At 71.3% G+C, this 21,068-nt stretch carries 18 protein-coding genes and 2 tRNA genes; 13 read left to right on the forward strand and 7 right to left on the reverse strand.

Annotated elements, in window-relative coordinates; translation table 11 throughout:
• The first annotated feature begins 92 nt into the window (after positions 1-92).
• The 3 genes from rsfS (at position 93) to ACFYOY_RS17010 (ending at position 1,328) form a co-directional block, all read left to right on the forward strand.
• Complete coding sequence (gene rsfS / locus ACFYOY_RS17000; RefSeq protein WP_351882474.1) at positions 93-533, forward strand: ribosome silencing factor; 441 nt, start codon at positions 93-95, stop codon at positions 531-533.
• Positions 530-1,183, forward strand: coding sequence for a histidine phosphatase family protein (locus ACFYOY_RS17005; RefSeq protein WP_388587978.1), 654 nt, complete (start codon positions 530-532; stop codon positions 1,181-1,183). The genes rsfS and ACFYOY_RS17005 overlap by 4 nt, the downstream gene beginning before the upstream one ends.
• A gap of 72 nt (positions 1,184-1,255) precedes the next feature.
• Positions 1,256-1,328 (forward strand) — tRNA-Ala (locus ACFYOY_RS17010).
• 22 nt (positions 1,329-1,350) lie between these two features.
• Here the strand turns inward: ACFYOY_RS17010 and ACFYOY_RS17015 are convergent.
• Positions 1,351-2,313, reverse strand: coding sequence for a helix-turn-helix transcriptional regulator (locus ACFYOY_RS17015; RefSeq protein WP_388587762.1), 963 nt, complete (start codon positions 2,311-2,313; stop codon positions 1,351-1,353).
• 138 nt (positions 2,314-2,451) lie between these two features.
• Between ACFYOY_RS17015 and ACFYOY_RS17020 the strand changes: the two genes are divergently transcribed.
• The 8 genes from ACFYOY_RS17020 to ACFYOY_RS17055 all read left to right on the forward strand — a co-directional run bounded on the left by ACFYOY_RS17020 (position 2,452) and on the right by ACFYOY_RS17055 (position 13,923).
• Positions 2,452-4,080 (forward strand): MFS transporter, encoded by a 1,629-nt coding sequence (locus ACFYOY_RS17020; RefSeq protein ID WP_388587765.1) that lies wholly within the window; start codon positions 2,452-2,454, stop codon positions 4,078-4,080.
• Between the two features lie 242 nt (positions 4,081-4,322).
• The gene (locus ACFYOY_RS17025) at positions 4,323-4,556 is read left to right on the forward strand and encodes a hypothetical protein (protein ID WP_030835565.1); all 234 of its coding nucleotides are present in this window, start codon (positions 4,323-4,325) and stop codon (positions 4,554-4,556) included.
• Between the two features lie 101 nt (positions 4,557-4,657).
• A tRNA-Ala gene (locus ACFYOY_RS17030) sits at positions 4,658-4,730 on the forward strand.
• A 278-nt stretch (positions 4,731-5,008) separates the two neighbouring features.
• Entirely contained in the window at positions 5,009-7,885 is a 2,877-nt protein-coding gene (gene leuS / locus ACFYOY_RS17035; protein ID WP_351882478.1) for a leucine--tRNA ligase, read from the forward strand.
• Between the two features lie 160 nt (positions 7,886-8,045).
• Positions 8,046-8,810, forward strand: a complete 765-nt coding sequence (locus ACFYOY_RS17040; RefSeq protein WP_351882480.1) for a hypothetical protein — start codon at positions 8,046-8,048, stop codon at positions 8,808-8,810.
• 166 nt (positions 8,811-8,976) lie between these two features.
• Positions 8,977-9,822, forward strand: a complete 846-nt coding sequence (locus ACFYOY_RS17045) for a DegV family protein (RefSeq protein ID WP_388587769.1) — start codon at positions 8,977-8,979, stop codon at positions 9,820-9,822.
• 130 nt (positions 9,823-9,952) lie between these two features.
• Positions 9,953-11,137 carry a ComEA family DNA-binding protein gene (locus ACFYOY_RS17050; protein ID WP_351882484.1) on the forward strand — a complete coding sequence of 395 codons (1,185 nt, stop codon included), beginning with the start codon at positions 9,953-9,955 and terminating at the stop codon, positions 11,135-11,137.
• Positions 11,134-13,923 carry a ComEC/Rec2 family competence protein gene (locus ACFYOY_RS17055; protein WP_388587772.1) on the forward strand — a complete coding sequence of 930 codons (2,790 nt, stop codon included), beginning with the start codon at positions 11,134-11,136 and terminating at the stop codon, positions 13,921-13,923. The genes ACFYOY_RS17050 and ACFYOY_RS17055 overlap by 4 nt, the downstream gene beginning before the upstream one ends.
• A 73-nt stretch (positions 13,924-13,996) precedes the next feature.
• Here the strand turns inward: ACFYOY_RS17055 and ACFYOY_RS17060 are convergent, their stop codons facing one another.
• The 5 genes from ACFYOY_RS17060 to ACFYOY_RS17080 form a co-directional block, all read right to left on the reverse strand.
• Positions 13,997-14,779, reverse strand: coding sequence for an ABC transporter permease (locus tag ACFYOY_RS17060; protein ID WP_351882488.1), 783 nt, complete (start codon positions 14,777-14,779; stop codon positions 13,997-13,999).
• Complete coding sequence (locus ACFYOY_RS17065; protein ID WP_351882490.1) at positions 14,776-15,768, reverse strand: ATP-binding cassette domain-containing protein; 993 nt, start codon at positions 15,766-15,768, stop codon at positions 14,776-14,778. The genes ACFYOY_RS17060 and ACFYOY_RS17065 overlap by 4 nt, the downstream gene beginning before the upstream one ends.
• An 81-nt stretch (positions 15,769-15,849) precedes the next feature.
• Complete coding sequence (locus ACFYOY_RS17070) at positions 15,850-16,707, reverse strand: DUF4097 family beta strand repeat-containing protein (RefSeq protein WP_351882492.1); 858 nt, start codon at positions 16,705-16,707, stop codon at positions 15,850-15,852.
• A gap of 95 nt (positions 16,708-16,802) precedes the next feature.
• Complete coding sequence (locus tag ACFYOY_RS17075; RefSeq protein WP_351882494.1) at positions 16,803-17,333, reverse strand: hypothetical protein; 531 nt, start codon at positions 17,331-17,333, stop codon at positions 16,803-16,805.
• Positions 17,334-17,543: 210 nt separating this feature from the next.
• The gene (locus ACFYOY_RS17080; RefSeq protein ID WP_351882496.1) at positions 17,544-18,074 is read right to left on the reverse strand and encodes a GNAT family N-acetyltransferase; all 531 of its coding nucleotides are present in this window, start codon (positions 18,072-18,074) and stop codon (positions 17,544-17,546) included.
• 628 nt (positions 18,075-18,702) lie between these two features.
• Between ACFYOY_RS17080 and ACFYOY_RS17085 the strand changes: the two genes are divergently transcribed.
• Both ACFYOY_RS17085 and ACFYOY_RS17090 read left to right on the forward strand, forming a co-directional pair.
• Complete coding sequence (locus tag ACFYOY_RS17085; RefSeq protein WP_351882498.1) at positions 18,703-19,284, forward strand: DJ-1/PfpI family protein; 582 nt, start codon at positions 18,703-18,705, stop codon at positions 19,282-19,284.
• A gap of 124 nt (positions 19,285-19,408) precedes the next feature.
• Positions 19,409-20,113 (forward strand): type 1 glutamine amidotransferase domain-containing protein, encoded by a 705-nt coding sequence (locus ACFYOY_RS17090; RefSeq protein WP_388587777.1) that lies wholly within the window; start codon positions 19,409-19,411, stop codon positions 20,111-20,113.
• On the opposite strand, the gene ACFYOY_RS17095 is transcribed toward ACFYOY_RS17090, so the two are convergent.
• On the reverse strand, positions 20,088-21,020 hold the full coding sequence (locus ACFYOY_RS17095; protein WP_351882502.1) for a polysaccharide deacetylase family protein: 933 nt from the start codon (positions 21,018-21,020) through the stop codon (positions 20,088-20,090). The two genes, ACFYOY_RS17090 and ACFYOY_RS17095, sit on opposite strands and share 26 nt — an antisense overlap.
• Positions 21,021-21,068 lie beyond the last annotated feature (48 nt).

The following is a 21,068-nucleotide window of genomic DNA, read 5'->3' on the forward strand; positions in this document are numbered from 1 at the left end:
CGGCCGAGGAACGGCCATCCGGCGTGACGGTGGGGCGTGAGATCCTGGGGGAAGCCAGACCTTCGAGGTAACACCGACCGAAAGCTTTGCCTGTGACCGCCACGGACCGCTCCCTCGAGCTCATCAACGCCGCCGCCCAGGCGGCCGCCGACAAGCTCGCGCACGACATCATCGCGTACGACGTCAGCGACGTGCTCTCCATCACCGACGCCTTCCTGCTGGCCTCGGCCCCCAACGACCGCCAGGTCAAGTCGATCGTCGACGAGATCGAGGAGCGGCTGAACAAGGACCTGGGCGCCAAGCCGGTGCGCCGCGAGGGCGACCGTGAGGCCCGCTGGGTGCTGCTGGACTACGTGGACATCGTGGTGCATGTCCAGCACAGCGAGGAGCGGGTGTTCTATGCCCTGGAGCGGCTCTGGAAGGACTGCCCGCAGCTGGAGCTCCCGGCCGACGCCGAGGCCACCCGCGGCAAGGGGCAGGAGTACGCACAGGCGCAGGCCGCGGACGGCGGCGCGGGCGGTGAGCTGAGCTGAACGGCACGCAAGGCGGCCGTGGCCGCCGCATCGTCCTGTGGCGCCACGGCCAGACCGCTTGGAACGTAGAGCGGCGTTTCCAGGGCTCTCTGGACATCGAGCTCACCGACACCGGTGTCGCGCAGGCGCACCGGGCGGCCCGGCTGCTGGCCGCCCTGAAGCCGGACGCGATCATCGCCTCCGATCTGAAGCGGGTGGCGGCCACGGCCGCCGAGCTGTCCGCCGTCACGGGGCTGTCGGTCATGCATGACGCGGGGCTGCGGGAGACCTACGCGGGCGCGTGGCAGGGGCTGACCCACGAGGAGATCATCGAGAGCTTCGGCGAGCAGTACGCGGCGTGGAAGCGCGGCGAGCCGGTCCGGCGTGGTGGCGGTGAGCTGGAGACCGAGGTCGCCGACCGGGCGGCGCCGGTGGTGCTGGAGAGCGCCGACAAGCTGCCGGACGGCGGCACGCTCGTGGTGGTCAGCCACGGCGGCACGATCCGTACCACCATCGGCCATTTGCTCGGCCTGGAGCCCCGGACCTGGGAGGCGCTGGGCGGCCTGTCCAACTGCTGCTGGTCCGTTCTGGGCGAGGGGGCGCGGGGCTGGCGGCTGCTGGAGCACAACGCCGGATCGCTGCCCGAGCCGGTGCTCGGCGACGACGACTGAGCGGATTTCCTTTTCCGGCAGGTCACCGGCTATGCTCCTTCTCGTTCGAAGCGCTTCGGCGCCGAGAAGAGCGGGGCTATAGCTCAGTTGGTAGAGCGCCTGCATGGCATGCAGGAGGTCAGGAGTTCAATTCTCCTTAGCTCCACAGATCCACGATCCCGTCTCCCTCACAGGGAGGCGGGATCGCCGCTTCCGGCGGCTCTTTCCACCGCCGGGACCGTCTCCTCGGCCGCGGCTCTCTCCGCCCGCATCACCGAGAGCGGCTTGGCGTGCACCGGGCAGCCGATCAGCGGGTCATGAAGGGTGCGCAGCCGCCGGATGTGGTCTCGGCTCTCCTCGTCGCAGGGGGTGTAGACCACGACCCGGGTCTCCGGTGCCCCACTGACCAGCATCGAGGTCGAGGTCAGCCGGATCTCGCCGACCGAGGCATGCCGCACCACCTTGATCCGGGAGCCCGGCGGCGCGACGTCCCCGCTCCGCCACAGCCGGGCGAAGTCGTCGCTCGCTTCCAGCAGCCGGGCGATGAAGTGCTCCCACGCGGGCTCGCCCACATGGCGTCCGTAGCCGCCGCGCAGCGTGGCCACCAGGAGCGGCAGCTCCTCATCGAGGTTCACATACGGGGCACAGCAGCGGTGGGCCACGAACAGCTGCCACAGGGCGTTCCGCTCGGAGGCGGGGGAGAGCAGCATGGCCGGGAAGAGGCCGCCGTACGCGGCGTTGGCGGTCAGGACGTCGTAGCGGGCGTTGTAGACCACCGCGGGGAGCGGGTCGAGCGCCTCGATGATGCCCCGCACCTCCGGGCCCACCGTCCGTGGCTCGCCCTCCCGGTTCGGCACATACGGCACCTCGGCCAGGTGGTAGAGGTGCTCGCGCTCGACCCGGTCCAGCCGCAGGGTGCGCGCTATCGCGTCCAGCACCTGCACGCTCGCGTTGATCGGGCGGCCCTGCTCCAGCCACGTGTACCAGGTCACGCCGACGCCGGAGAGCTGGGCGACCTCCTCGCGGCGCAGCCCCGGGGTGCGGCGCCGCAGGCCGGGCGCCATGCCCACGTCGGCGGGGGTCACCCGGGCGCGGCGGCTGCGCAGGAAGGCGGCCAGCTCGGGCCGTCTGCGCCGAGTGTTCGCAGTCATCGTCGCTCCCCGCATCCCCCTGGCCGTCCGGCCGCACCGTCCCATGGTCCCGGGGGCGGCGGGCGGCTGCCAGGTGCTGCCACTACCAGCATTGGCGGGCTCTCGTTACCGGTATCGGCCCGGCCACAGGCTCGGTCCATGAGACACACCACCCCGACCACCCTTCCTCCGATGGGGGACCTCGGTGGATCCAGTAAAGGCGAGGCCACTGACAACCGGGTCGCGGAGAGCCGGGCCACAGACAACCCGGCCACAGACACCCCGGCCGCTGACAGCCGGGCCAGCCGGGGCCCGGCTGTCAGCGGCCGGCGGGCGCCGCGCCCCGGCTGGCTGCTCGCGATCGTGCTCACCGGCCAGCTCATGGCCGTCCTCGACGTCTTCATCGTCAATATCGCCGCCCCGACCGTCCGCGCCGATCTCCACGCCTCCGGCGCCGGGCTGCAGCTCGTCATCGCGGGCTACACCATCTCCTACGCCGTGTTGCTGATCACCGGCGCGCGGCTGGGCGCCCTGATCGGCCACCGGCGGATGTTCCTGACCGGGCTCGCGGTCTTCACCGGCGCCTCGCTCGCCTGCGGGCTGGCCGCCACCACCGGGCAGCTGATCGCCTTCCGGCTCGTCCAGGGCGCGGGCGCCGCGCTGATGCTTCCGCAGGTGCTGAGCCTGATCCAGCGGACGTTCACGGGCGGTTCGCGGGCGCGGGCGCTGGGCGCGTACGCCGCGGTGCTGGCGTCCGGCGCGGCCGGCGGGCAGATCGTGGGCGGGGCGCTGGTCGAGGCCGACCTCCTCGGCTCCGGCTGGCGCCCGGTCTTTCTGGTGAACGTGCCGATCGGGCTGTTGCTGCTGGTCCTCGGGCCGCGGCTGCTGCACGAACCCGCCGGTCCGCCGCGTCCCGCCGGTCCGCCGCGCTCCCGCGCGGAGGGCCCGGACGCCCGCCGGAGCGGCCCGCGCCTGCCCGGCTTGGACCTGCCCGGTCTGGTGCTGCTCGCGGCGGCCGTGCTGCTGTTCACCGTGCCGCTGGTGCTCGGGCAGGAGCGGGGCTGGCCGTTGTGGGGCTGGATCGCGCTGGGGCTGAGCGCGGTCCTCGTGGCGCTCTTCGCCGCGTACGAGACACGGCTGGCCCGGCGCGGCGGTGCGCCGCTGATCTCCCCGCGGGTGGTGCGGGCACCGGGGATGCCGCTCGCGGTGATCCGTATCGCGCTGGGGATGGCGGCCAACGCGGGCTTCCTGTTCGCCATGACCCTGCATGTGCAGGGCGGGCTCGGCTACAGCCCGCTGCGGGCGGGGCTGACGTTCGTCCCCACGGCGGTCGCGTTCGGCGTCGTCGGCCTCAACTGGCAGCGACTGCCCGCGCGCTGGCAGACCGTGGCGGTACCGGGCGGATTCCTGCTGGCCGCCGCCTCGTTCGCCGGGACCGGTCTGGTACTGCGCGATGGATCGGACGGCGGCCCCTGGCTGCTCGTCGCCCTTACGGCCTCCGGCGCGGGGCTCTCGTTCGCCTACAGCCCCTTGCTCACACGGACGTTGGCGACCGTAAGGCAGCAGGACGCGGCGGACGCCAGCGGGGTTCTGGTGACAGCGGCTCAACTCGGCCTGCTCACCGGCGTCGCGGTCTTCGGGGCCGTGTTCCTGGGCGCGGCGGACGGTACGGTGCCCAGTGCGGGTGCCTCCGCGGACGCCCTGTGGGTGACCTGCGTCGCCTTGGCCGGGGCCGCACTGTGCGGAGTACTGATGAGTCTGGTGAGACGAGTGGGGAATCTCCGCTGACCTGCGCGTCGTCCCGTGGCAGAATCGGACGGCCGGAGGGGGATGGGGCCGACACGTCCGATGGGGAGGGCAGGTGGGATGCGGACCAGCATCCTCGATGCGATCGAGGACCCGTCCCGCAGGGCACGAGCGGGCATCGTGTGCCCGTCCTGCGGCTCCGCGCATGTGGCCCAGGTCCTCGGTGACAACGGTGGTGTTTCCTACGTGTGTACGGCCTGTGGCCATAGCTGGAGCTGAGTGAGATGGGAGCCCACAGCCGGAAGTGCGACTGGTGCGGCACCGGCACACCGATCGTCCGCGACATGGAGCCGCTCAACTCCGACTACCAGTATTGGTGTGCGGAGTGCGCGCGGGCGCTGATCATCAGGGGCGATCCCATTGAGACCTACCGCGAGCTCGAAGGGGAGCCGATCTATGGTCGGCTCCTCGACGAGCACTGCACGCTGAAGCGTTTCTATTCGTTCGCGACGGCGTAACGGGGCTCTGCTCCGGCCCCCGGGTAATCGATTTGGCGGAAGGCCGGGGCGTCCGTGTAATGTAGGCGTCGCCGCCAGGGAAACCGGGCGGAGCAAGACCTGGGGCTATAGCTCAGTTGGTAGAGCGCCTGCATGGCATGCAGGAGGTCAGGAGTTCAATTCTCCTTAGCTCCACATCAAGGAGGCGGGTCGTCCGGCAAGGACGGCCCGCTTTTCGTCGTGCGTGACGGGGGTCACCTCCGTGCGGGCCGTCAGTGCCCTGCGGTAACCTGGCTCCATGCGTGCCGTACGCCTTCTGCTTAGCGGGCCGCGCTGACTAGTACCGACCGAGAACAGCCCCGGTCGGCATCAGCGCGGCGTCCCCTCCTGTGTGAGGGGTCTTTTTGTTTCGGAAGCGTGAGGGATCCGCTGCGTTGCCGCAGGCAGAGACGACCGATGGAGCTTTGAGGACCATGAGCGAGACCAATGCCGCGGCCGAGGTGGCCGCGCCGCACCGCTACACGGCCGCCTTGGCCGCCGACATCGAAGCCCGCTGGCAGGACTTCTGGGACGCGCACGGCACGTATGAGGCGCCCAACCCGGGCGGGGATCTGGCCGGCGACGCCGAGGCCGTCGCCCGGCCCAAGAAGTTCGTCATGGACATGTTCCCGTACCCCTCGGGCGCGGGGCTGCACGTGGGTCATCCGCTGGGCTACATCGCCACCGATGTGTTCGCCCGCTACCACCGCATGACGGGCCACAACGTCCTGCACACCCTGGGCTTCGACGCCTTCGGCCTGCCCGCCGAGCAGTACGCGGTGCAGACCGGCACCCACCCGCGGGTCAGCACCGAGGCCAACATCGAGAACATGCGGCGGCAGCTGCGCCGTCTGGGCCTGGGTCACGACCAGCGCCGCTCCTTCGCGACGATCGACCCGGACTACTACCGGTGGACCCAGTGGATCTTCCTGCAGATCTTCAACTCCTGGTACGACCCGGAGGCGAAGACCGCGCGCCCCATCGACACCCTGGTCCAGCAGTTCGCCTCGGGTGAGCGCCCGACCCCCGACGGCCGCCCCTGGGCTGAGCTGACCGAGTCCGAGCGCGCCGACATCCTGGGCGAATACCGCCTGGCCTACGCCTCGGACGCGCCCGTCAACTGGTGCCCCGGCCTGGGCACCGTGCTGGCCAACGAAGAGGTCACCGCGGATGGCCGCTCCGAGCGCGGCAACTTCCCGGTCTTCAAGGCCAAGCTGCGCCAGTGGAACATGCGCATCACCGCCTACGCCGACCGGCTGCTGGACGACCTGGACGAGCTGGACTGGCCCGAGGCCATCAAGCTGCAGCAGCGCAACTGGATCGGCCGCAGCGAGGGCGCCCGGGTCGACTTCCCGGTGACCGACCACACCGACGCCAAGATCACGATCTTCACCACCCGCCAGGACACCCTGTTCGGCGCCACCTATATGGTCCTGGCGCCCGAGCACGGCCTGGTGGACGAGATCGTCCCGGACGCATGGCCCGAGGGCACCCGCGACGCCTGGACCGGTGGCCACGCCACCCCGTCCCAGGCCGTCGACGCCTACCGCAAGCAGGCCGCGGCCAAGTCCGACGTCGAGCGGCAGGCCGAGGTCAAGGAGAAGACCGGCGTCTTCACCGGTGCGTATGCCATCAACCCGGTCAGCGGCGAGCAGGTGCCCGTCTTCATCGCCGACTACGTCCTGATGGGCTACGGCACCGGCGCGATCATGGCCGTTCCGGCGCACGACAGCCGTGACTTCGCCTTCGCCCGCGCCTTCGAGCTGCCCATGCGCTGCGTCGTGGAGCCGTCCGACGACCGCGGCACGGACCCGTCCACCTGGGACGACGCCTTCGCCTCGTACGACGCGAAGATCGTCAACTCGACGGGGGAGTCTGTATCACTGGACGGGCTGGGCGTCGTCGAGGCCAAGGCACGCATCACCGAATGGCTGGAATCCCACGCCATCGGCGAGGGCACCGTCAACTACCGGCTGCGCGACTGGCTGTTCAGCCGGCAGCGCTACTGGGGCGAGCCGTTCCCGATCGTCTACGACGAGGAGGGTGTGGCCCACGCCCTGCCCGAGTCGATGCTGCCTCTGAAGCTGCCCGAGGTCGAGGACTACTCGCCGCGCACCTTCGACCCGGACGACTCCGACACCTCCCCGGAGACCCCGCTGTCCCGGAACGAGGACTGGGTCAACGTGGTACTGGATCTGGGCGACGGGCGCGGGCCGCGGCCGTTCCGCCGCGAGACCAACACCATGCCCAACTGGGCCGGATCCTGCTGGTACGAGCTGCGCTACCTGGACCCGCACAACAGCGAGCGGCTGGTCGACCCCGGGACCGAGCGCTACTGGATGGGGCCGCGCGAGGGACAGCCGCACGGCGGTGTCGACCTGTACGTCGGCGGCGCCGAGCATGCGGTGCTGCATCTGCTGTACGCCCGGTTCTGGTCCAAGGTGCTGTTCGACCTGGGACATGTCTCCTCGGTCGAGCCGTTCCACAAGCTGTACAACCAGGGCATGATCCAGGCGTATGTCTACCGGGACAGTCGCGGTATCGCCGTCCCGGCCGCCGAGGTCGAGGAGCGGGACGGGGCCTACTGGTACGAGGGCGAGCAGGTCACCCGGCTGCTGGGCAAGATGGGAAAGTCCCTGAAGAACGCCGTCACGCCGGACGAGATCTGCGCCGAGTACGGGGCCGACACCCTGCGGCTGTACGAGATGGCCATGGGCCCGCTGGATGTCTCGCGGCCCTGGGACACCCGCGCCGTGGTCGGCCAGTACCGGCTGCTGCAGCGGCTGTGGCGCAATGTCGTCGACGAGGGCACCGGTGAGGTCACCGTCGTCGACACCGAGCCCGACGAGGCCACGCTGCGCGCCCTGCACAAGGCGATCGACGGCGTCCGGCAGGACATGGAGGGCCTGCGCTTCAACACCGCCATTGCCAAGATCACCGAGCTGAACAACCACGTCACCAAGGTGCGCGAGGTGCCCCGGTCGGTGGCCGAAGGGCTGGTGCTGCTGATCTCGCCGCTGGCCCCGCATGTCGCCGAGGAGCTGTGGCGCAGGCTGGGCCACACCGCCTCCGTCGTCCACGAGCCCTTCCCGGTCGCCGACCCGGCGTATGTCGTGGACGAGACCGTCACCTGTGTGGTCCAGGTCAAGGGCAAGGTCAAGGCCCGGCTGGAGGTCGCGCCCTCGGTCTCGGACGAAGAGCTGGAGGCGCTGGCGCTGGGTGACCCGGCGGTCGTGGCGGCGCTGAACGGCGCGGGCATCCGTAAGGTCATCGTGCGGGCGCCGAAGCTGGTCAATATCGTTCCGGCGTGATGCGGGGCGGGGGCCGGGCCGGGCTGTAAGGGCCGTCCCATCCGGGGAGTGCCACATGTGGGCGGGTTGGGGGTTCGTCAGGAACCTCTGGCCCGCCCGGCGCGTTTACGCTGAGAGGACGACCGCCACCGTGCCGTGACCGCCGCCCCAAGGAGCGCACATGGAAGCCATCTGGATCCTGTTGCTGCTTTTCGTCCTGATCATGCTGGCGGGGGTGTATGCGGCCGTTCGCGCGGTCAGGGCGGCCAAGCGCGGCATCGACCGCACCGTGCTCCAGGCCCGCCGCACCGTGGAGGAGACCAGACTCCGGGCCCGGCAGTTCGCGCAGCCGGGCGCGGTCGGTGAGCTCGCCCAGTTGCGGCTCTCCCTGCGCGGCTCGATGCGCGCCACCAGCCAGGCGCTGCAGGCGGCCGCCCCGCAAGACCAGTCGTTGTCGGAGTCGTTGGTCCTGTTCCAGCGGCTGAGCGCCCATGCCCAGGATCTGGAAGCGGATCTGAAGCGGCTGGAGCAGGAGCCCGACAAGTCCCGCCTCGCCGCCCTGCTGCCCGATCTGCGGCAGCGTACGGAGCGGATCACCCACTCCGCCGACTCGCTGCGCTGGGCTGTGCAGGAGCGGACGCAGCGGTTTGCGCACGACGACCTGGACTCGCTGAACCGCGAGATCGAGATGGAGGCCGGGGCGCTGCGGCATTGGACGGCGGTGGAGCCGGAGGAGCCGCGGACGGATGCGGGGTCGTGGCCGGCGCCCGAGGCGGGGGCGCGGCCTGAGGCAGGGTCTCGGCCTGAGGCGGGGGCGGGATCGGGGCCCGAGGCGGGGCGGGAGCCGGAGCCGACGCGGCCGTCGCTCGGGGCGAGGCCCCAGACGGAGCCCCAGGCGTGGCAGAAGCCCTGGCAGCAGTCCCGCCGTCCCGAGAACACGGCCTGAGCCCCACCATCCGGCCCGGGACCCCACACCTCCGACCTGAGACCCCGGAACCCGGCCCGAGAGCAGGAACTGAGCCACGTCTGAACAGGGCATGATGGGTAAGGCAATTGATCATCAGCTGGGGTCGCGCTGTCGGCGGGCTCCATCCCCCGATAACCTCCCAGTCATGTCCCGCCATGTCGCGATCGTGACCGATTCAACGGCTTACTTGCCGCAGGATGCGATGGAGCGGCATCGCATCACCGCGGTGCCGCTGACGGTCGTGCTCGGAGACCGGGCCCTGGAAGAAGGCACCGAGATCTCGGCCCGGTCCCTCGCGCAGGCGTTGCAGAAGCGGAAGCCGGTGACGACGTCCCGGCCCAGTCCGGAGATGTTCGCGGCCGCCTACCGGGCCGCCGCCGAGCAGGGCGCGACGGGCATCGTCTCCCTCCATCTGTCGGCCGAATTCTCCGGCACCTACGACGCGGCGGCGCTCGCGGTACAGGACGCGCCCGTTCCGGTACGGGTGGTGGACAGCGGAATGGTCGCGATGGCGCTCGGTTTCTGCGCGCTGGCGGCGGCCGAGGCGGCGGAGGGCGGCGGCACGCTGGACGAGGCCGTGGCGGCGGCGGAGAAACGGGCCGACGGCACCGCCGCCTACTTCTACGTCGACACCCTCGACTATCTGCGGCGCGGCGGCCGGATCGGCGCGGCCCAGGCCCTGCTCGGCTCGGCGCTCGCGGTCAAACCGCTGCTGCAGCTCGACGAGGGGCGGATCGAGCTGCGCGAGAAGGTCCGCACCGCATCGAAGGCCATCGCCCGGCTCGAGGAGATCGTGGTGGAGCGGGCCGGCCGGAGCCCGGTGGACATCGCGGTGCAGCACCTGGCGGCGGGCGAACGGGCGGCGGCGCTCGCGGAGCGGTTGCGGGACCGGGTGCCGGGGCTGGCGGAGCTGTATGTGAGCGAGGTGGGCGCGGTGATCGGGGCCCACACCGGGCCGGGGCTGCTGGGGGCGGTGGTCTCTCCGCGGTAGCGGAGGGTGGGCGGTACTTCGGCAACGCTCCTCACTCGGTGGGGTGCCGGAGTTATCCACAACCTGGGGGTTATTCCCGGGAATTGAAGCGGTTCGGCGCGATCGGCCGCTTGTGCCTACCGTCGGGTGCATGAGGACACGATCACGCACAGTAACCGCGGGTCCGGGGCGCGGCCGTCATCGCGGCGGCGGGGCGGGCCGCCGCCCACGCCCGCCGTCCGGTATCGATTCGTCCCGCGCTGGAGGCCACCACCGCAGCACCCACCGCCAGACCCAGCCCATCACCCCCGCACGCGCCGGCCGAGTGGCGGCGCTCTTCTCCACACCGTCGGCGGCCCCGATCGCGGTCGGGTCGATCGCCCTGGGCAGCCGGGCCGGGCCGAGGGGCGTTGCGAGGGCCCGGGACGAGGAGCTGCTGGCCAGGGGAGCGTCGGCTGCGGAGGCGGAGGAGGTACGGAGCGGGGAGGTAAGGAACGAGGAGCCGCCCGGGGATGCGCGCAATGCGCCGTCCGAGGAGGCATCTGAGGACGAGCTCGGGGGCGGTCCGCTGCGTCGCCGCGATCGGGTAAAGCTCGCCCTGCGCGAGCGGCTGCCGGTGTGGCTTCAGCTGCGCTGCGGTATGGAGCTGAGAACGGTCGCCGCCCTGGCGGTCGCCCTGCTCGCCGCGGTGGCCTTCGCGGCGTATCACTTCTGGACCGGCCGTCCCCAGACCGTGCGCGCACCGGATCCGGAGCCCCCGCGCGCCGCGCCCTCGGAACCCGGCCCGATGCCCCGGGGACGGCTCACCCCGTCCGGCGGCGGTCGCACGGTCGTGGTGGATGTGACCGGCAAGGTCCGTCGCCCGGGGCTGCGGAAGCTGCCGCCCGGGGCGCGGGTCGCCGACGCCCTCGAAGCGGCGGGTGGAGTACGGCCGGGCGCCGACCTGAGCGGGCTGAACCGGGCCCGGCCGCTGGTGGACGGGGAGCAGATCGTTGTCGGTGCCCCCGCGGGCGGACCACCCGCACCGGGTGCGGTCGCCGATCCGGCCGCTGGCGTACCGAACGCACCCAACGGCCCGAACGCGCCCAGTGACCCGAACGTGGCCAACGGCGCGAACGCACCGGCTGACCCCGGGGCGCCCGGTGGCTCGGTCAGCCTCAACTCCGCGACCGCCGAACAGCTCGACACCCTCCCGGGGGTCGGCCCCGTCCTGGCCCGGCACATCATCGACTACCGCACCCAGCACGGAGGTTTCCGCTCCATCGATGAACTCCGCGAGGTGAATGGCATCGGTGAGCGCCGGTTCGCCGATCTGCGTCCGCTGGTCCGGCCATGACGGTCGCGAGGCCCCCGCGGACCCGCGCCCCGGTCCATGAGGCGGCCGCGTCCTCGCGCGGTGCGTCACAGCCACAGCAGGAGGGCCCACCCGACCTCCGCCTCGTGCCCCCGGCCCTGGCCGCCTGGGCGGCCGCGGCTCTCGCCCTGGACGCACCGGCCCACGTGGTGGCCCTCGCCTGCACGGCAGCCTCCCTCGTGGCGGCCACCCTGCTCATCGGGGCCCGCCGACGAGCCCCGACATCGGGTGGACGACGGCGCGGCGCACCCCGTCCCCGGCGCGGCCTGGACATGCCCTCGCCGGTGCCCCTCCCGGACGGCGGACGGGCGCTCGAACCCACCCCGGCGCGGCCGCGCGGCGCCGTGTCTCGGCAGCGGGAGCGGAAGGCGTCGCCGCCGGCGGCCGACCGGTCGCCCGGTGCCGCGCCCAATGCCGCACCCGGGGCCCACAGGCGTCCGGGCACCGGCGAAGTCCACAATGTGCCGCGGCGGCAAGCCACTTCGCCGCAAAGCACCGCCGCGTGGCGTGGGCGTCGTACGGCGGGGGCGGTGGCGGCCGTGCTGTTGTGCGGGGCCGCCGCGGGGACGGTCGCCGGGCTGCACGGGGCGGACGTACGCCGCGGCCCGGTGCCCGCGCTGGCCCGGGAGTACGCGGAGGCCACCGCCGAGGTGACGGTCACGGGGGATCCACGGCTCACCCGGCCACGTGTGCGGGGCGCGGCGCTCGCGCCCGCGTCCGTGGTCCTGGAGGCCGAGGCAGGCCGGGTCACCGGCCCCGGCGGCACCACGACCACCACCCGCGCCCCCGTCCTGGTGACGGTCCACCCGAGGGCCGGTAAGGGACGGACAGCCTGGCTCGGGCTGCTGCCGTCCACCCGTCTGCGTGTCCACGGCCGCCTGGTGCCGCCGCTGCGCGACGGGGACCGTATAGCGGCCGTGGTGCGCGTGAACGGCGGCGGGCCCCCGCGAGTAACGGTCCCGCCCAGCGCGGTCCAGCGGCTGGCCGGGCGGCTGCGCGCCGGGCTGCGCACCGCGACCGACGGACTCTCCCCGGACGCGCGGGCATTGCTTCCGGCACTGGTCGTGGGGGACACCTCACGGGTGCCGCCCGATCTGGACGAGGCGTTCCGGGCCACGGACATGCTTCATCTCATGGCCGTCTCCGGTAGCAATCTGACGCTGGTGCTCGCCCTGCTCACGGGTCCGCCGCAGCTCGCCGGGCGGGCCGAGCGGCGCGGTCTCGCGGGCGCGCTCGGCATCCGGCTGCGGACCACCGCCCTCCTCGGCGGCGGGCTCACGCTCGCCTTCGTCATCGTCTGCAGACCCGATCCCAGTGTGCTGCGCGCCGCCGCCTGCGGGCTGATCACGCTGCTCGCCCTCGGCACCGGCCGCCGCCGCTCCCTGCTCCCGGCCCTGGCCGCCGCCGTCCTCGCGCTGGTGCTCTACGACCCGTGGCTGGCCCGGAGCTACGGCTTTCTGCTCTCCGCCCTGGCCACCGGCGCCCTGCTCACCATCGCGCCGGGGTGGAGCGCGGCCCTGCGGCGCCGTGGCGTACCGCCCCGGGTGGCCGAGGCGCTGGCGGCCGCCGCCGCGGCCCAGGCGGTCTGCGCACCGGTCGTGGTGGCCATGGCCGCGCGGGTGAGCCTGGTGGCGATCCCCTGCAAACTCATCGCGGAGGTGGCGGTCGCCCCCGCCACCGTCCTCGGGTTCGCCGCGCTCGCGGCGGCCGCCGTCGTGCCGCCGGTCGCCGCGTGGATCGCCTGGTCGGCGGGCTGGCCCGCCGGGTGGATCGCCCAGGTGGCCCGCACCGGTGCGGCGCTGCCCGGGGCCGAGGCGGACTGGCCGGACGGCTGGACCGGCGCGCTGCTGCTGGCCGTCGTCACCCTGGCCGTGGTCCTCGTCGGCCGCCGACTGTTGCGGCACCGCCTGCTGTGCGCCGTGTGCGCCCTGCTGGTGCTGCTGGCCGTCGTACGCCCGGCACCCCTGGCCCGGATCATCACCGGCTGGCCACCGCCCGGTTGGCGGATGGTGGCGTGCGATGTCGGTCAGGGTGACGCCCTCGTCCTGGCCGCGGGGCCCGGTACGGCCGTCGTCGTGGACACCGGGCCCGAGCCGCGGGCCGTCGACCGCTGTCTTCGTTCGCTGGGCGTCGTCCGGATCCCGCTGCTGGTCCTGACCCACTTCCACGCCGACCATGTGGCCGGGCTGACCGGTGCGTTACGCGGGCGCGCGGTCGGCGCCATCGAGACGACCGGTCTGGAAGAGCCGCCCGGCCAGGCCGAGTTCGTTCGGCACAGGGCCCGGTCGGCGCATGTCCCGGTTATCGCGGCGGTGCCGGGGGAGCGGCGGCGCTTCGGCCCGCTGTCCTGGGAGGTCGTGTGGCCCGCCCCGCCGCCCGCCCCGGCCGGGGCCGAGGGGCCGAATGACGCGAGCGTCACCCTCCTCGTCCGCACGGCAGGCCTGACCCTGCTCCTCCTCGGCGACCTGGAGCCCCCGGCCCAGCAGGCCCTGCAGACGGCGCACCCCATCCTCCCCGAGGTCGATGTCCTCAAGGTGGCCCACCACGGCTCCGCCTACCAGGACCCGCACCTGCTCCGACGCCTCAGACCCCGCCTCGCCTTGATCTCCTGCGGCGCCGACAACCCCTACGGCCATCCGTCGCCCCGCACCATCGCCTCCCTGCGCGCCCAGGGAGCCACCGTGCTGCGGACCGACACCGATGGGCCGATCGCGGTGATACGAGACCCGGGGCTGCGCGCGGTGCTCGGAGGCCACGGTGGGCCCTGAGCGCGGACATGCACGGGCGGGGTGCTCACTCCCTGTCAGTGAGTGGGCACCCCGCCCGGGCGTGTTCCGGTGCTCAGTGCTTGGTGTTGCTGTTGAAGAGCGAGCGTGACCAGACGTAGCCGACCAGGGCGATCCCGGCGCACCAGGCGAGCGAGATCCAGCCGTCGTTGCCGATCTCCGAGCCGGAGAGCAGGCCGCGCAGTGTCTCGGTCATCGGCGTGAACGGCTGGTACTCGGCGAACCAGCGCAGGCCCGGGGACATCGACTCGGCCGGTACGAACGCGGAGCCGAGGAACGGCAGGAACTGGACCAGCAATGGCTTGTTGCTCGCGGACTCCACCGTCTTGGAGATCAGGCCGAGCGCGCACGACAGCCACGTCACGGCGAACGCGATGGCCGTGAGGAGACCGGCGGCGGCCAGCCACTCCAGCGGGTTGGCGTCCGGGCGGAAGCCGATGGCGAGGGCGACGCCCACGACCAGGACGAGGCTCACCATCGTCGTGAGGACGCTGCCGACGACATGGCCCGTCATGAACGACGAGCGCGTGATGTTCATGGTGCGGAAGCGGTTGATGATGCCCTCGGTCATATCGGTGCAGACCGCGATCGAGGTCGACATCGAGCCGGCGGCCACCCCCATGATGATGATGCCGGGCGTCAGATAGTTCAGATACGCGTCCCGGCCGCCGCCCATACCGGAGCCGATCGAGTCGCCGAAGGCGTATACGAACAGCAGCAGCATCATGATGGGCATCATGGAGGCGCCCAGCGAGACGCCCGGATAGCGCAGCGCGTGCTTGATATTGCGCCGCAGCATCGTCATCGAGTCGTGCACGGCGTAGGTGAGCGTGCTCATCGCAGGGTCTCCTTCGCGGGGAGCGCGGGGTTGGTGCTGCCGTCGCCGGTCAGGGCGAGGAACACGTCGTCGAGGTCGGGGGTGTGCACGGAGAAGTCGGCGGCGCGGATACCGGCGGCGTCGAGCCGGTCGAACAGGGCGCGCAGCGCGTCGAGATCGCCGTCGCCCGCGATGCGCAGGGCGAGCTGCTCATCGTCCCGGGCCGTCCCGGGGAAGGCGGCGGCCGCGCGCTCGTACTCGTCGGGGTCGGTGAACCGCAGGCGTACATGGCTGCCGGGGATCTGCGCCTTGAGCTCGTCGGCGGTGCCCTCGGCGACGATCCGGCCGCCGTCGAGCACGGCGATCCGGTCCGCCAGCTGGTCGGCCTCTTCCAGGTATTGGGTGGTGAGGAAGACGGTGACGCCGTCGGCGACCAGTGAGCGCACGGTCTCCCACATGGTGCGGCGGCTGCGCGGGTCGAGCCCGGTGGTCGGCTCGTCGAGGAAGATCACCTGCGGCTCGCCGACCAGTGTCATGGCGAGGTCGAGCCGGCGCCGCATACCGCCGGAGAAGAAGGCGGCGCGCTTGTGCGCGACGTCCCCGATGTCGAACCGCTCCAGCAGCTCCTTGGCCCGCCTGCGTCCTTCGCGCTTGCCCAGGCGCAGCAGATCGGCCATGAGGAGCACGTTCTCCTCGGCGGTGAGCAGGTCGTCGAGTGCGGCGAACTGCCCGGTGACGCCGATCGCGGCGCGCACTCCCTCCGGTGAGGTGGCGACGTCGTGGCCCGCGACCTGGGCCTGGCCGCCGTCGGCCGCGATCAGCGTGGACAGGATCTGCACGGTGGTGGTCTTTCCGGCGCCGTTCGGCCCGAGCAGCGCGAACACGGAGCCGGACGGGATGCGCAGATCGATGCCGTCGAGGACGGTCTTGTCGCCGTACGACTTGCGCAGGTCGGCGGTGGAGACGGCGGCGGGCGGCTGCTGGCCGCCGCTCTCCCTGGACGTGGGCATGACAGATGAATGCATGGGGCCCTCCCCTTCGAAGGCGTGGTGAGCGGTGAAATGATCTTTGTTGTCGGGAGAGGGGGCGGGTCAGGCCCGGGCGCGGCGGATGTTGATGTTGCCGAAGCGGGTGCGGGCCCTGACCTCGGCGGTGTCCTCGGACTTGTCCGGGCTCTCGGACGCGGTGAGCGCGTTGATCACCTGGCCGGCGCTCGAGCTGACGTCGAGCCAGGCGGCCGTGCCCTCGAGGATGCCGACATCGATGGCGCCGTAGGAGGTCTCCAACTGGACGGTGCCACGCGCGACCTCATCGACGCGGACGGCGCCGTGGGCGGTGGTGGCGGTGACCGAGCCCTCGGCGTGCTCGATGAAGATGTCGCCGTTGGCGCCGCTCACCCGCAGATCGCCCAGGGCGTCGCCGACGGTCGTGGTGCCGTGGGAGTTCTTCAGGACGGCCGCGCCGCCGATGGCACCGACGCGCAGGCTGCCGGAGCTGGTGGTGATCTCGGCGGGCCCCTCGACGCGGTCCACGGTGATGGTGCCGTGGGACGCGATCAGGTGCAGCGGCCCGGTGGTGTCGAGGCGGACATCGCCCGACGAGGTCTTCACCCGGACCTCGCCGAGCCGCCCCTCGCCGTGCACCTGGGCCCAGGCGCCGGTCATCTCCACCTGCGAGCCGGTGGGCAGTTCGACCGTCACGTCGACGGTGCCGGTGCGCCCGATGAGATAGCGCTGCTTGGGTGTCCTGATGGTCAACAGGCCACTCGCGTACCGCACTTCGGACTGTTCTGCCGCCCGTACGTCCTGGTCCTTCTTCGGGTCGCGGGGCCGCACGTCGACGAGGGTGTCGAGCCGGTCGGCGGCGATGAACCGGATGGATCCCGCTTCCACATGGGCGGTGACCGAGATCGGTTCGGGAGTGTCGAAAGGAGCATCGAAAGAAGGCATGGCTGTCCCGTCCTCTTGGGTCTTCGTGGCGTCCCTGCTGGTGGGACGTGATGTGGGCGAAGTGGGGTGGGTGAAGTGGCGTAGGCGGGGCGCGGTCAGCGCACCCAGCCCGTGAAGCTCTGCCCGACGGTGCGGGTGGCGCGGGGCTGCACCGTCGTACGTGACGGGGTGCCGCCGTCGACCGCGGCCGACACGGCTCGTACCAGCCACGCGTTGACCGACAGGCCCTCGCGGTTCGCGGCCTCCTCGGCGCGCGCCTTGAGGTGGGCCGGCAGTCGCAGATTGACGCGGGCGGTGCCGCCGTCGTCGCCGTCTGCGGGTGCCGGGGCCGGTGCCTTGAGCGGCTCGGCGGGCCCGCTCTTGCCCTCGTACGCCTCGTCGCCCGCCGGCCGCGTCACCACGAAGTCGGGGTCGAGCCCGCGCAGCCGAACGTCGACCGAGCCGGGGGCGAGTTCACGGGTGATCTCGTCCATCGCGGCGGAGAGCACATTGAGCATCGTCAGCCGGGTCGCCGACTCCAGGGGAGCGGTGAGCCGGTCGGCCAGCTCGCGGGCTTCTTCGCCGCCCGCTTCGGCGGCCACCGCGAGTTCGCGGCGGAGGTTGTCGACATACGGCGTGAGGTCCATGGCGCCATAGTGGCACCATCGTGGCGCCACGCGCAAGGCGGTGAGAGGGGTGGTCGTGAGCCGGGGGTCATCGGGCGGCCCTGACCTGGGGGAATGTGCTGGTATCGGATTGCGTCAATGCGGCGCCATGTAGAGCGCTCGGCCACTCTGGCGCCTCTAGTGGTGCCACGTGATGCCACTGTGGCGCGGTGTCCCGCCCTGCCTGTGCGGTCAGTCGACCCGCCGGGCCAGCACCTGTCCAGGCCAGGCCCCGAACAGGAACCGGTCGGTGGCGGTGAAACCGTTGCGCTCGTAGAACGCGACCAGTTCGCCCCCGCCGCCCGCCCAGCAGTCGACCCGCAGCAGCCCCACGCCGGCCCGCCGGGTCTCCTCGACGGCATGGGCCAGCAGTGCCGCCCCGATGCCCAGGCCGGCGTGTTGTCGGTCGGAGACCAGCAGCCGGACGTATCGCTCGGGTTCCCCGGCCGGTGCGATCGGCATCTGCGGGCTGGGCCCGGAGTCCAGCACCACAGCTCCGACAGGCGTCCCGTCCAACTCCGCGATATACGGGGCATTCTCGGTCGTGTACCGCTGGACCCGCGCCACCCCGCCTGTCTTCTGCGAATACGGCGTCGTGCCCCACTGTTCGGTGTTGCCCCGAGCGTTCATCCAGGCCACCGCGGAGTCGAGCATGTCCAGGATGGCCGGTGCGTCGGCCAGGCTGCCTGATCTGACGTGTATGCCAGGTGTCGTGTCGTTCACGGCGAAAGCTTAGGCACTGTCGGGCCGGTCACGGCCGCTTGGCGCCCGTGTCGGTGAGCCGCGCTGCCTCTGCGTCAACTACCGATCATTTAGCCCTGGTTGTACCTTGGAGTCTGTCACCACGGACGAGGCGTGGTTCCTCACCGCTGTCAGGTTGGCCTGCCCCCGAAGGGGGAGGGACGGGCCTATCGCAGAGGGCGGTGGGTGGAACCCCTGGGAGGTGGTGGTGATGGTGGTCGGCTTCTTCAGGTCGTCCGTCAAAAAGGGAAAAAGGTGGCGCGGCAGTCTCGTGGAGCGCTTCGCGGTATCCCTGACGGCGCGAGCCGTCTGGGCAGCGATCGTTGAGGCTCTACGTCACGACTGAGCGGCTCGGCCGCGGGTGGGGCGCCAGAGGTCTTCCTTGACCCTGGCGCCTCACTCATGTCCACCTCGCCTTCGTAGCGGGGGATGGCCGGACGGGAACTATCCGACCGGCGCAGCCGACTTGTAGGGCAGGCCGGCGCTCCCGAAGAGCGATGTGGGCCGAACGTGACCAACGGTCAGCCGCGACTGCCGGTCTCGGTTCGGTCGGGCCCTCGCAGCGCCCGCGGCATCTGCGGGCGCTCCACCGACCAAGGAGACCAAGCCGATGCCTCTACGCGTTCAGATCCTCCTGTACGACGGGGTGGAGGAGCAGGACTTCATCGGGCCGCGTGACGTCCTCGGGCACGCTGAGGCGGCGGGCGGCCAGATACGAACGACACTGGTGCGGCCATCGGCTCCTGGCGAGGTGACATGCTTCTTCGGCACCAAAGTCACGGTGCCGGCCGCATGGGAACCCACCGACACCGATCTTCTGATCGTGCCGGGCGGCGGCGACCAGCTGATCAACGATCCGGATGTCCTACGGGACCTCGTACGGGCACAGCAGGCCGGAGTCATCGTCGCCGGTGTCTGCACAGGAGTCATGGTGCTGTCCGCCGCAGGCTTGACCAGAGGCCGCCCGTGCACGACACACCACCTCGCCAAGGCCGATCTGGCCGCCCAGGGAGGCAAGGTGATCGACGCACGAGTCGTCGACGACGGGAACCTGGTGACCGCGGGCGGTGTCACCAGCGGAATCGATCTGGCGCTATGGATGATCACCCGCGAGTGCGGGGCATCCATCGCCATAAGCGTCGAGTCCATCATGGAATACGAGCAGCGCGGTGTGGTCCGGCGAAGCTCCTGATCGCCTCGCCTGGGGGCAGCTCGGCCCCGAGTTGCAGCCTCCCACCCACCCGCCCAGACTTGCTGCATATGCGCAATTTAGGACGCGGGCCCTTTTCAGGGCAACGGCTTCAGAGGAGCGCCTCATGGCCAAGATTCTGTGCGTACTGACCGGCGCGAGCTATTGGACCCTGAAAGACGGACACCGACACCCCACCGGCTACTGGGCCGAGGAGTTTGTGGCGCCCTACAGCGTATTCACCGGCGCCGGACACGAGGTCACCGTGGCGACTCCGAATGGGGTCGTCCCCGTTGTCGACACGATGAGCCTGGAACCCCGCATGGCGGGCGGCGAGGAGAATGCCCTCCAGGAGGAGGCCGTCATCGAGTCGGCGGATGAGCTGCGGCACCCCATCTCCCTCACGGACGTGCGCCTCGAGGACTATGACGCGGTCTACTACCCCGGAGGCCACGGCCCGATGCAAGACCTCTCGGTCGACCCCGACTCCGGGGCACTGCTGCGGAAGGCACTCGCTTCCGGCAATCCGCTCGGCATTGTCTGCCACGCCCCCGCCGCTCTCCTCGCCACCCGTGACGCGAACGGCGACACTCCCTTCGCCGACTACCGTCTGACGGGTTTCTGCAACGAAGAGGAGGCCGGCGTCGGTCTCGCCGACAAAGCCAAGTGGCTGCTGGAGGACGAGCTGAAGACGCTGCCCACCCAGTACTCGCGGGGTCCCGCCTGGGAGCCCTATACGGTCGCGGACCGCAATCTCTTCACCGGGCAGAATCCGGCTTCCGCGGGCCCTCTGGCAAAAGAGCTCATCAAGGCCCTGGCACACGCCGAGTAAAGGCCGCGGGCCTCTCCGGCCGCATGGTTGTGCCCCAGACGTGCTGGATCGTCCGGTAGTCGATCACGGCTATATCCTCCTGCTGGAGAACTTCACGGGCCTGCGGCGATATCAGGAACTCGTAGTCCGTCCGGCGCACGCGCCAGCACTCGTCGACGGACAGCGACTCCTTGTCTCCCATACTCGGGTGCACCGCCCATTCATTGAGCCCGGCAGGCAGGTCGCGCAGCATCTGAACGTATCGGGCCGCCTTTCCTTCGATGGCGAGCGAGAAGCTATCCAGAAAGTCGTTGTCGGTGACCGGCAGCCCGCGGCGCCGCATCCTCTGGCGCGCGGGTTCGAGCCAGACCCGGACCGCGAGGCCGTATTCGGCGGCCAGCCCCACCGTCAGGTCGAGGATGTCGTCGCGGCCGCCATCGGCCAGGCAGTGGAAGTCCAGATGGGTCGGCGTGAGCCCGGCGTCGGCGACGGCATTGATCTGGGCCCGGAACTCGAGCTCGATCTCCTCGAGCCGGGCCTGGCCGAGCAGAGCCGTCCGTCCGGCGGGCGTCGGCGGGAACAGTTCACCCGCGGGGTCCAGCAGCGAGGGAACGCGTTCCCGGGCGGCGATCGGCCCCCACCGGCAGTCGGGCATCTCGCACACCAGGGTGAGATGGATGCCGAACGGGATCCTCGGCCGTCGACTGAGCAATTCCATGGCCTGCGGCGCCGCGGGGCACGGGACCATCAGACTGCATGAACTGGCGATGCCCTCTCCGATCGACTCGATCACCGCGGCGTTGATCGCTGGATACATGCCGAAGTCATCGCAGTTGACGATCAGCAGCCGCGTATCGGGCGGATACCCCAGCAACTCACTCGACTGCTGTGCGGGCGTGACGGCCGCGGGGTCGGCGTTTTGCTCCATGCCCGCAGTGTGGGACCCGGCCCGATGTCGCGCACGGGAATTCGAGCG

Source organism: Streptomyces sp. NPDC007875, assembly GCF_042868035.1.
Taxonomy (GTDB): Bacteria; Actinomycetota; Actinomycetes; order Streptomycetales; family Streptomycetaceae; genus Streptomyces; species Streptomyces antimycoticus.

Bases quoted from the DNA above. Each gene is read 5' to 3' on its own strand.
- ACFYOY_RS17075 (WP_351882494.1), bottom strand. From the start codon at position 17,333: ATGGACCTCACGCCGTATGTCGACAACCTCCGCCGCGAACTCGCGGTG.
- ACFYOY_RS17055 (WP_388587772.1), top strand. From the start codon at position 11,134: ATGACGGTCGCGAGGCCCCCGCGGACCCGCGCCCCGGTCCATGAGGCG.
- ACFYOY_RS17015 (WP_388587762.1), bottom strand. From the start codon at position 2,313: ATGACTGCGAACACTCGGCGCAGACGGCCCGAGCTGGCCGCCTTCCTG.
- ACFYOY_RS17070 (WP_351882492.1), bottom strand. From the start codon at position 16,707: ATGCCTTCTTTCGATGCTCCTTTCGACACTCCCGAACCGATCTCGGTC.
- ACFYOY_RS17060 (WP_351882488.1), bottom strand. From the start codon at position 14,779: ATGAGCACGCTCACCTACGCCGTGCACGACTCGATGACGATGCTGCGG.
- ACFYOY_RS17085 (WP_351882498.1), top strand. From the start codon at position 18,703: ATGCCTCTACGCGTTCAGATCCTCCTGTACGACGGGGTGGAGGAGCAG.
- ACFYOY_RS17065 (WP_351882490.1), bottom strand. From the start codon at position 15,768: ATGCCCACGTCCAGGGAGAGCGGCGGCCAGCAGCCGCCCGCCGCCGTC.
- ACFYOY_RS17040 (WP_351882480.1), top strand. From the start codon at position 8,046: ATGGAAGCCATCTGGATCCTGTTGCTGCTTTTCGTCCTGATCATGCTG.
- leuS (WP_351882478.1), top strand. From the start codon at position 5,009: ATGAGCGAGACCAATGCCGCGGCCGAGGTGGCCGCGCCGCACCGCTAC.
- ACFYOY_RS17025 (WP_030835565.1), top strand. From the start codon at position 4,323: ATGGGAGCCCACAGCCGGAAGTGCGACTGGTGCGGCACCGGCACACCG.
- ACFYOY_RS17045 (WP_388587769.1), top strand. From the start codon at position 8,977: ATGTCCCGCCATGTCGCGATCGTGACCGATTCAACGGCTTACTTGCCG.
- ACFYOY_RS17095 (WP_351882502.1), bottom strand. From the start codon at position 21,020: ATGGAGCAAAACGCCGACCCCGCGGCCGTCACGCCCGCACAGCAGTCG.
- ACFYOY_RS17020 (WP_388587765.1), top strand. From the start codon at position 2,452: ATGAGACACACCACCCCGACCACCCTTCCTCCGATGGGGGACCTCGGT.
- ACFYOY_RS17090 (WP_388587777.1), top strand. From the start codon at position 19,409: ATGGCCAAGATTCTGTGCGTACTGACCGGCGCGAGCTATTGGACCCTG.
- ACFYOY_RS17050 (WP_351882484.1), top strand. From the start codon at position 9,953: ATGAGGACACGATCACGCACAGTAACCGCGGGTCCGGGGCGCGGCCGT.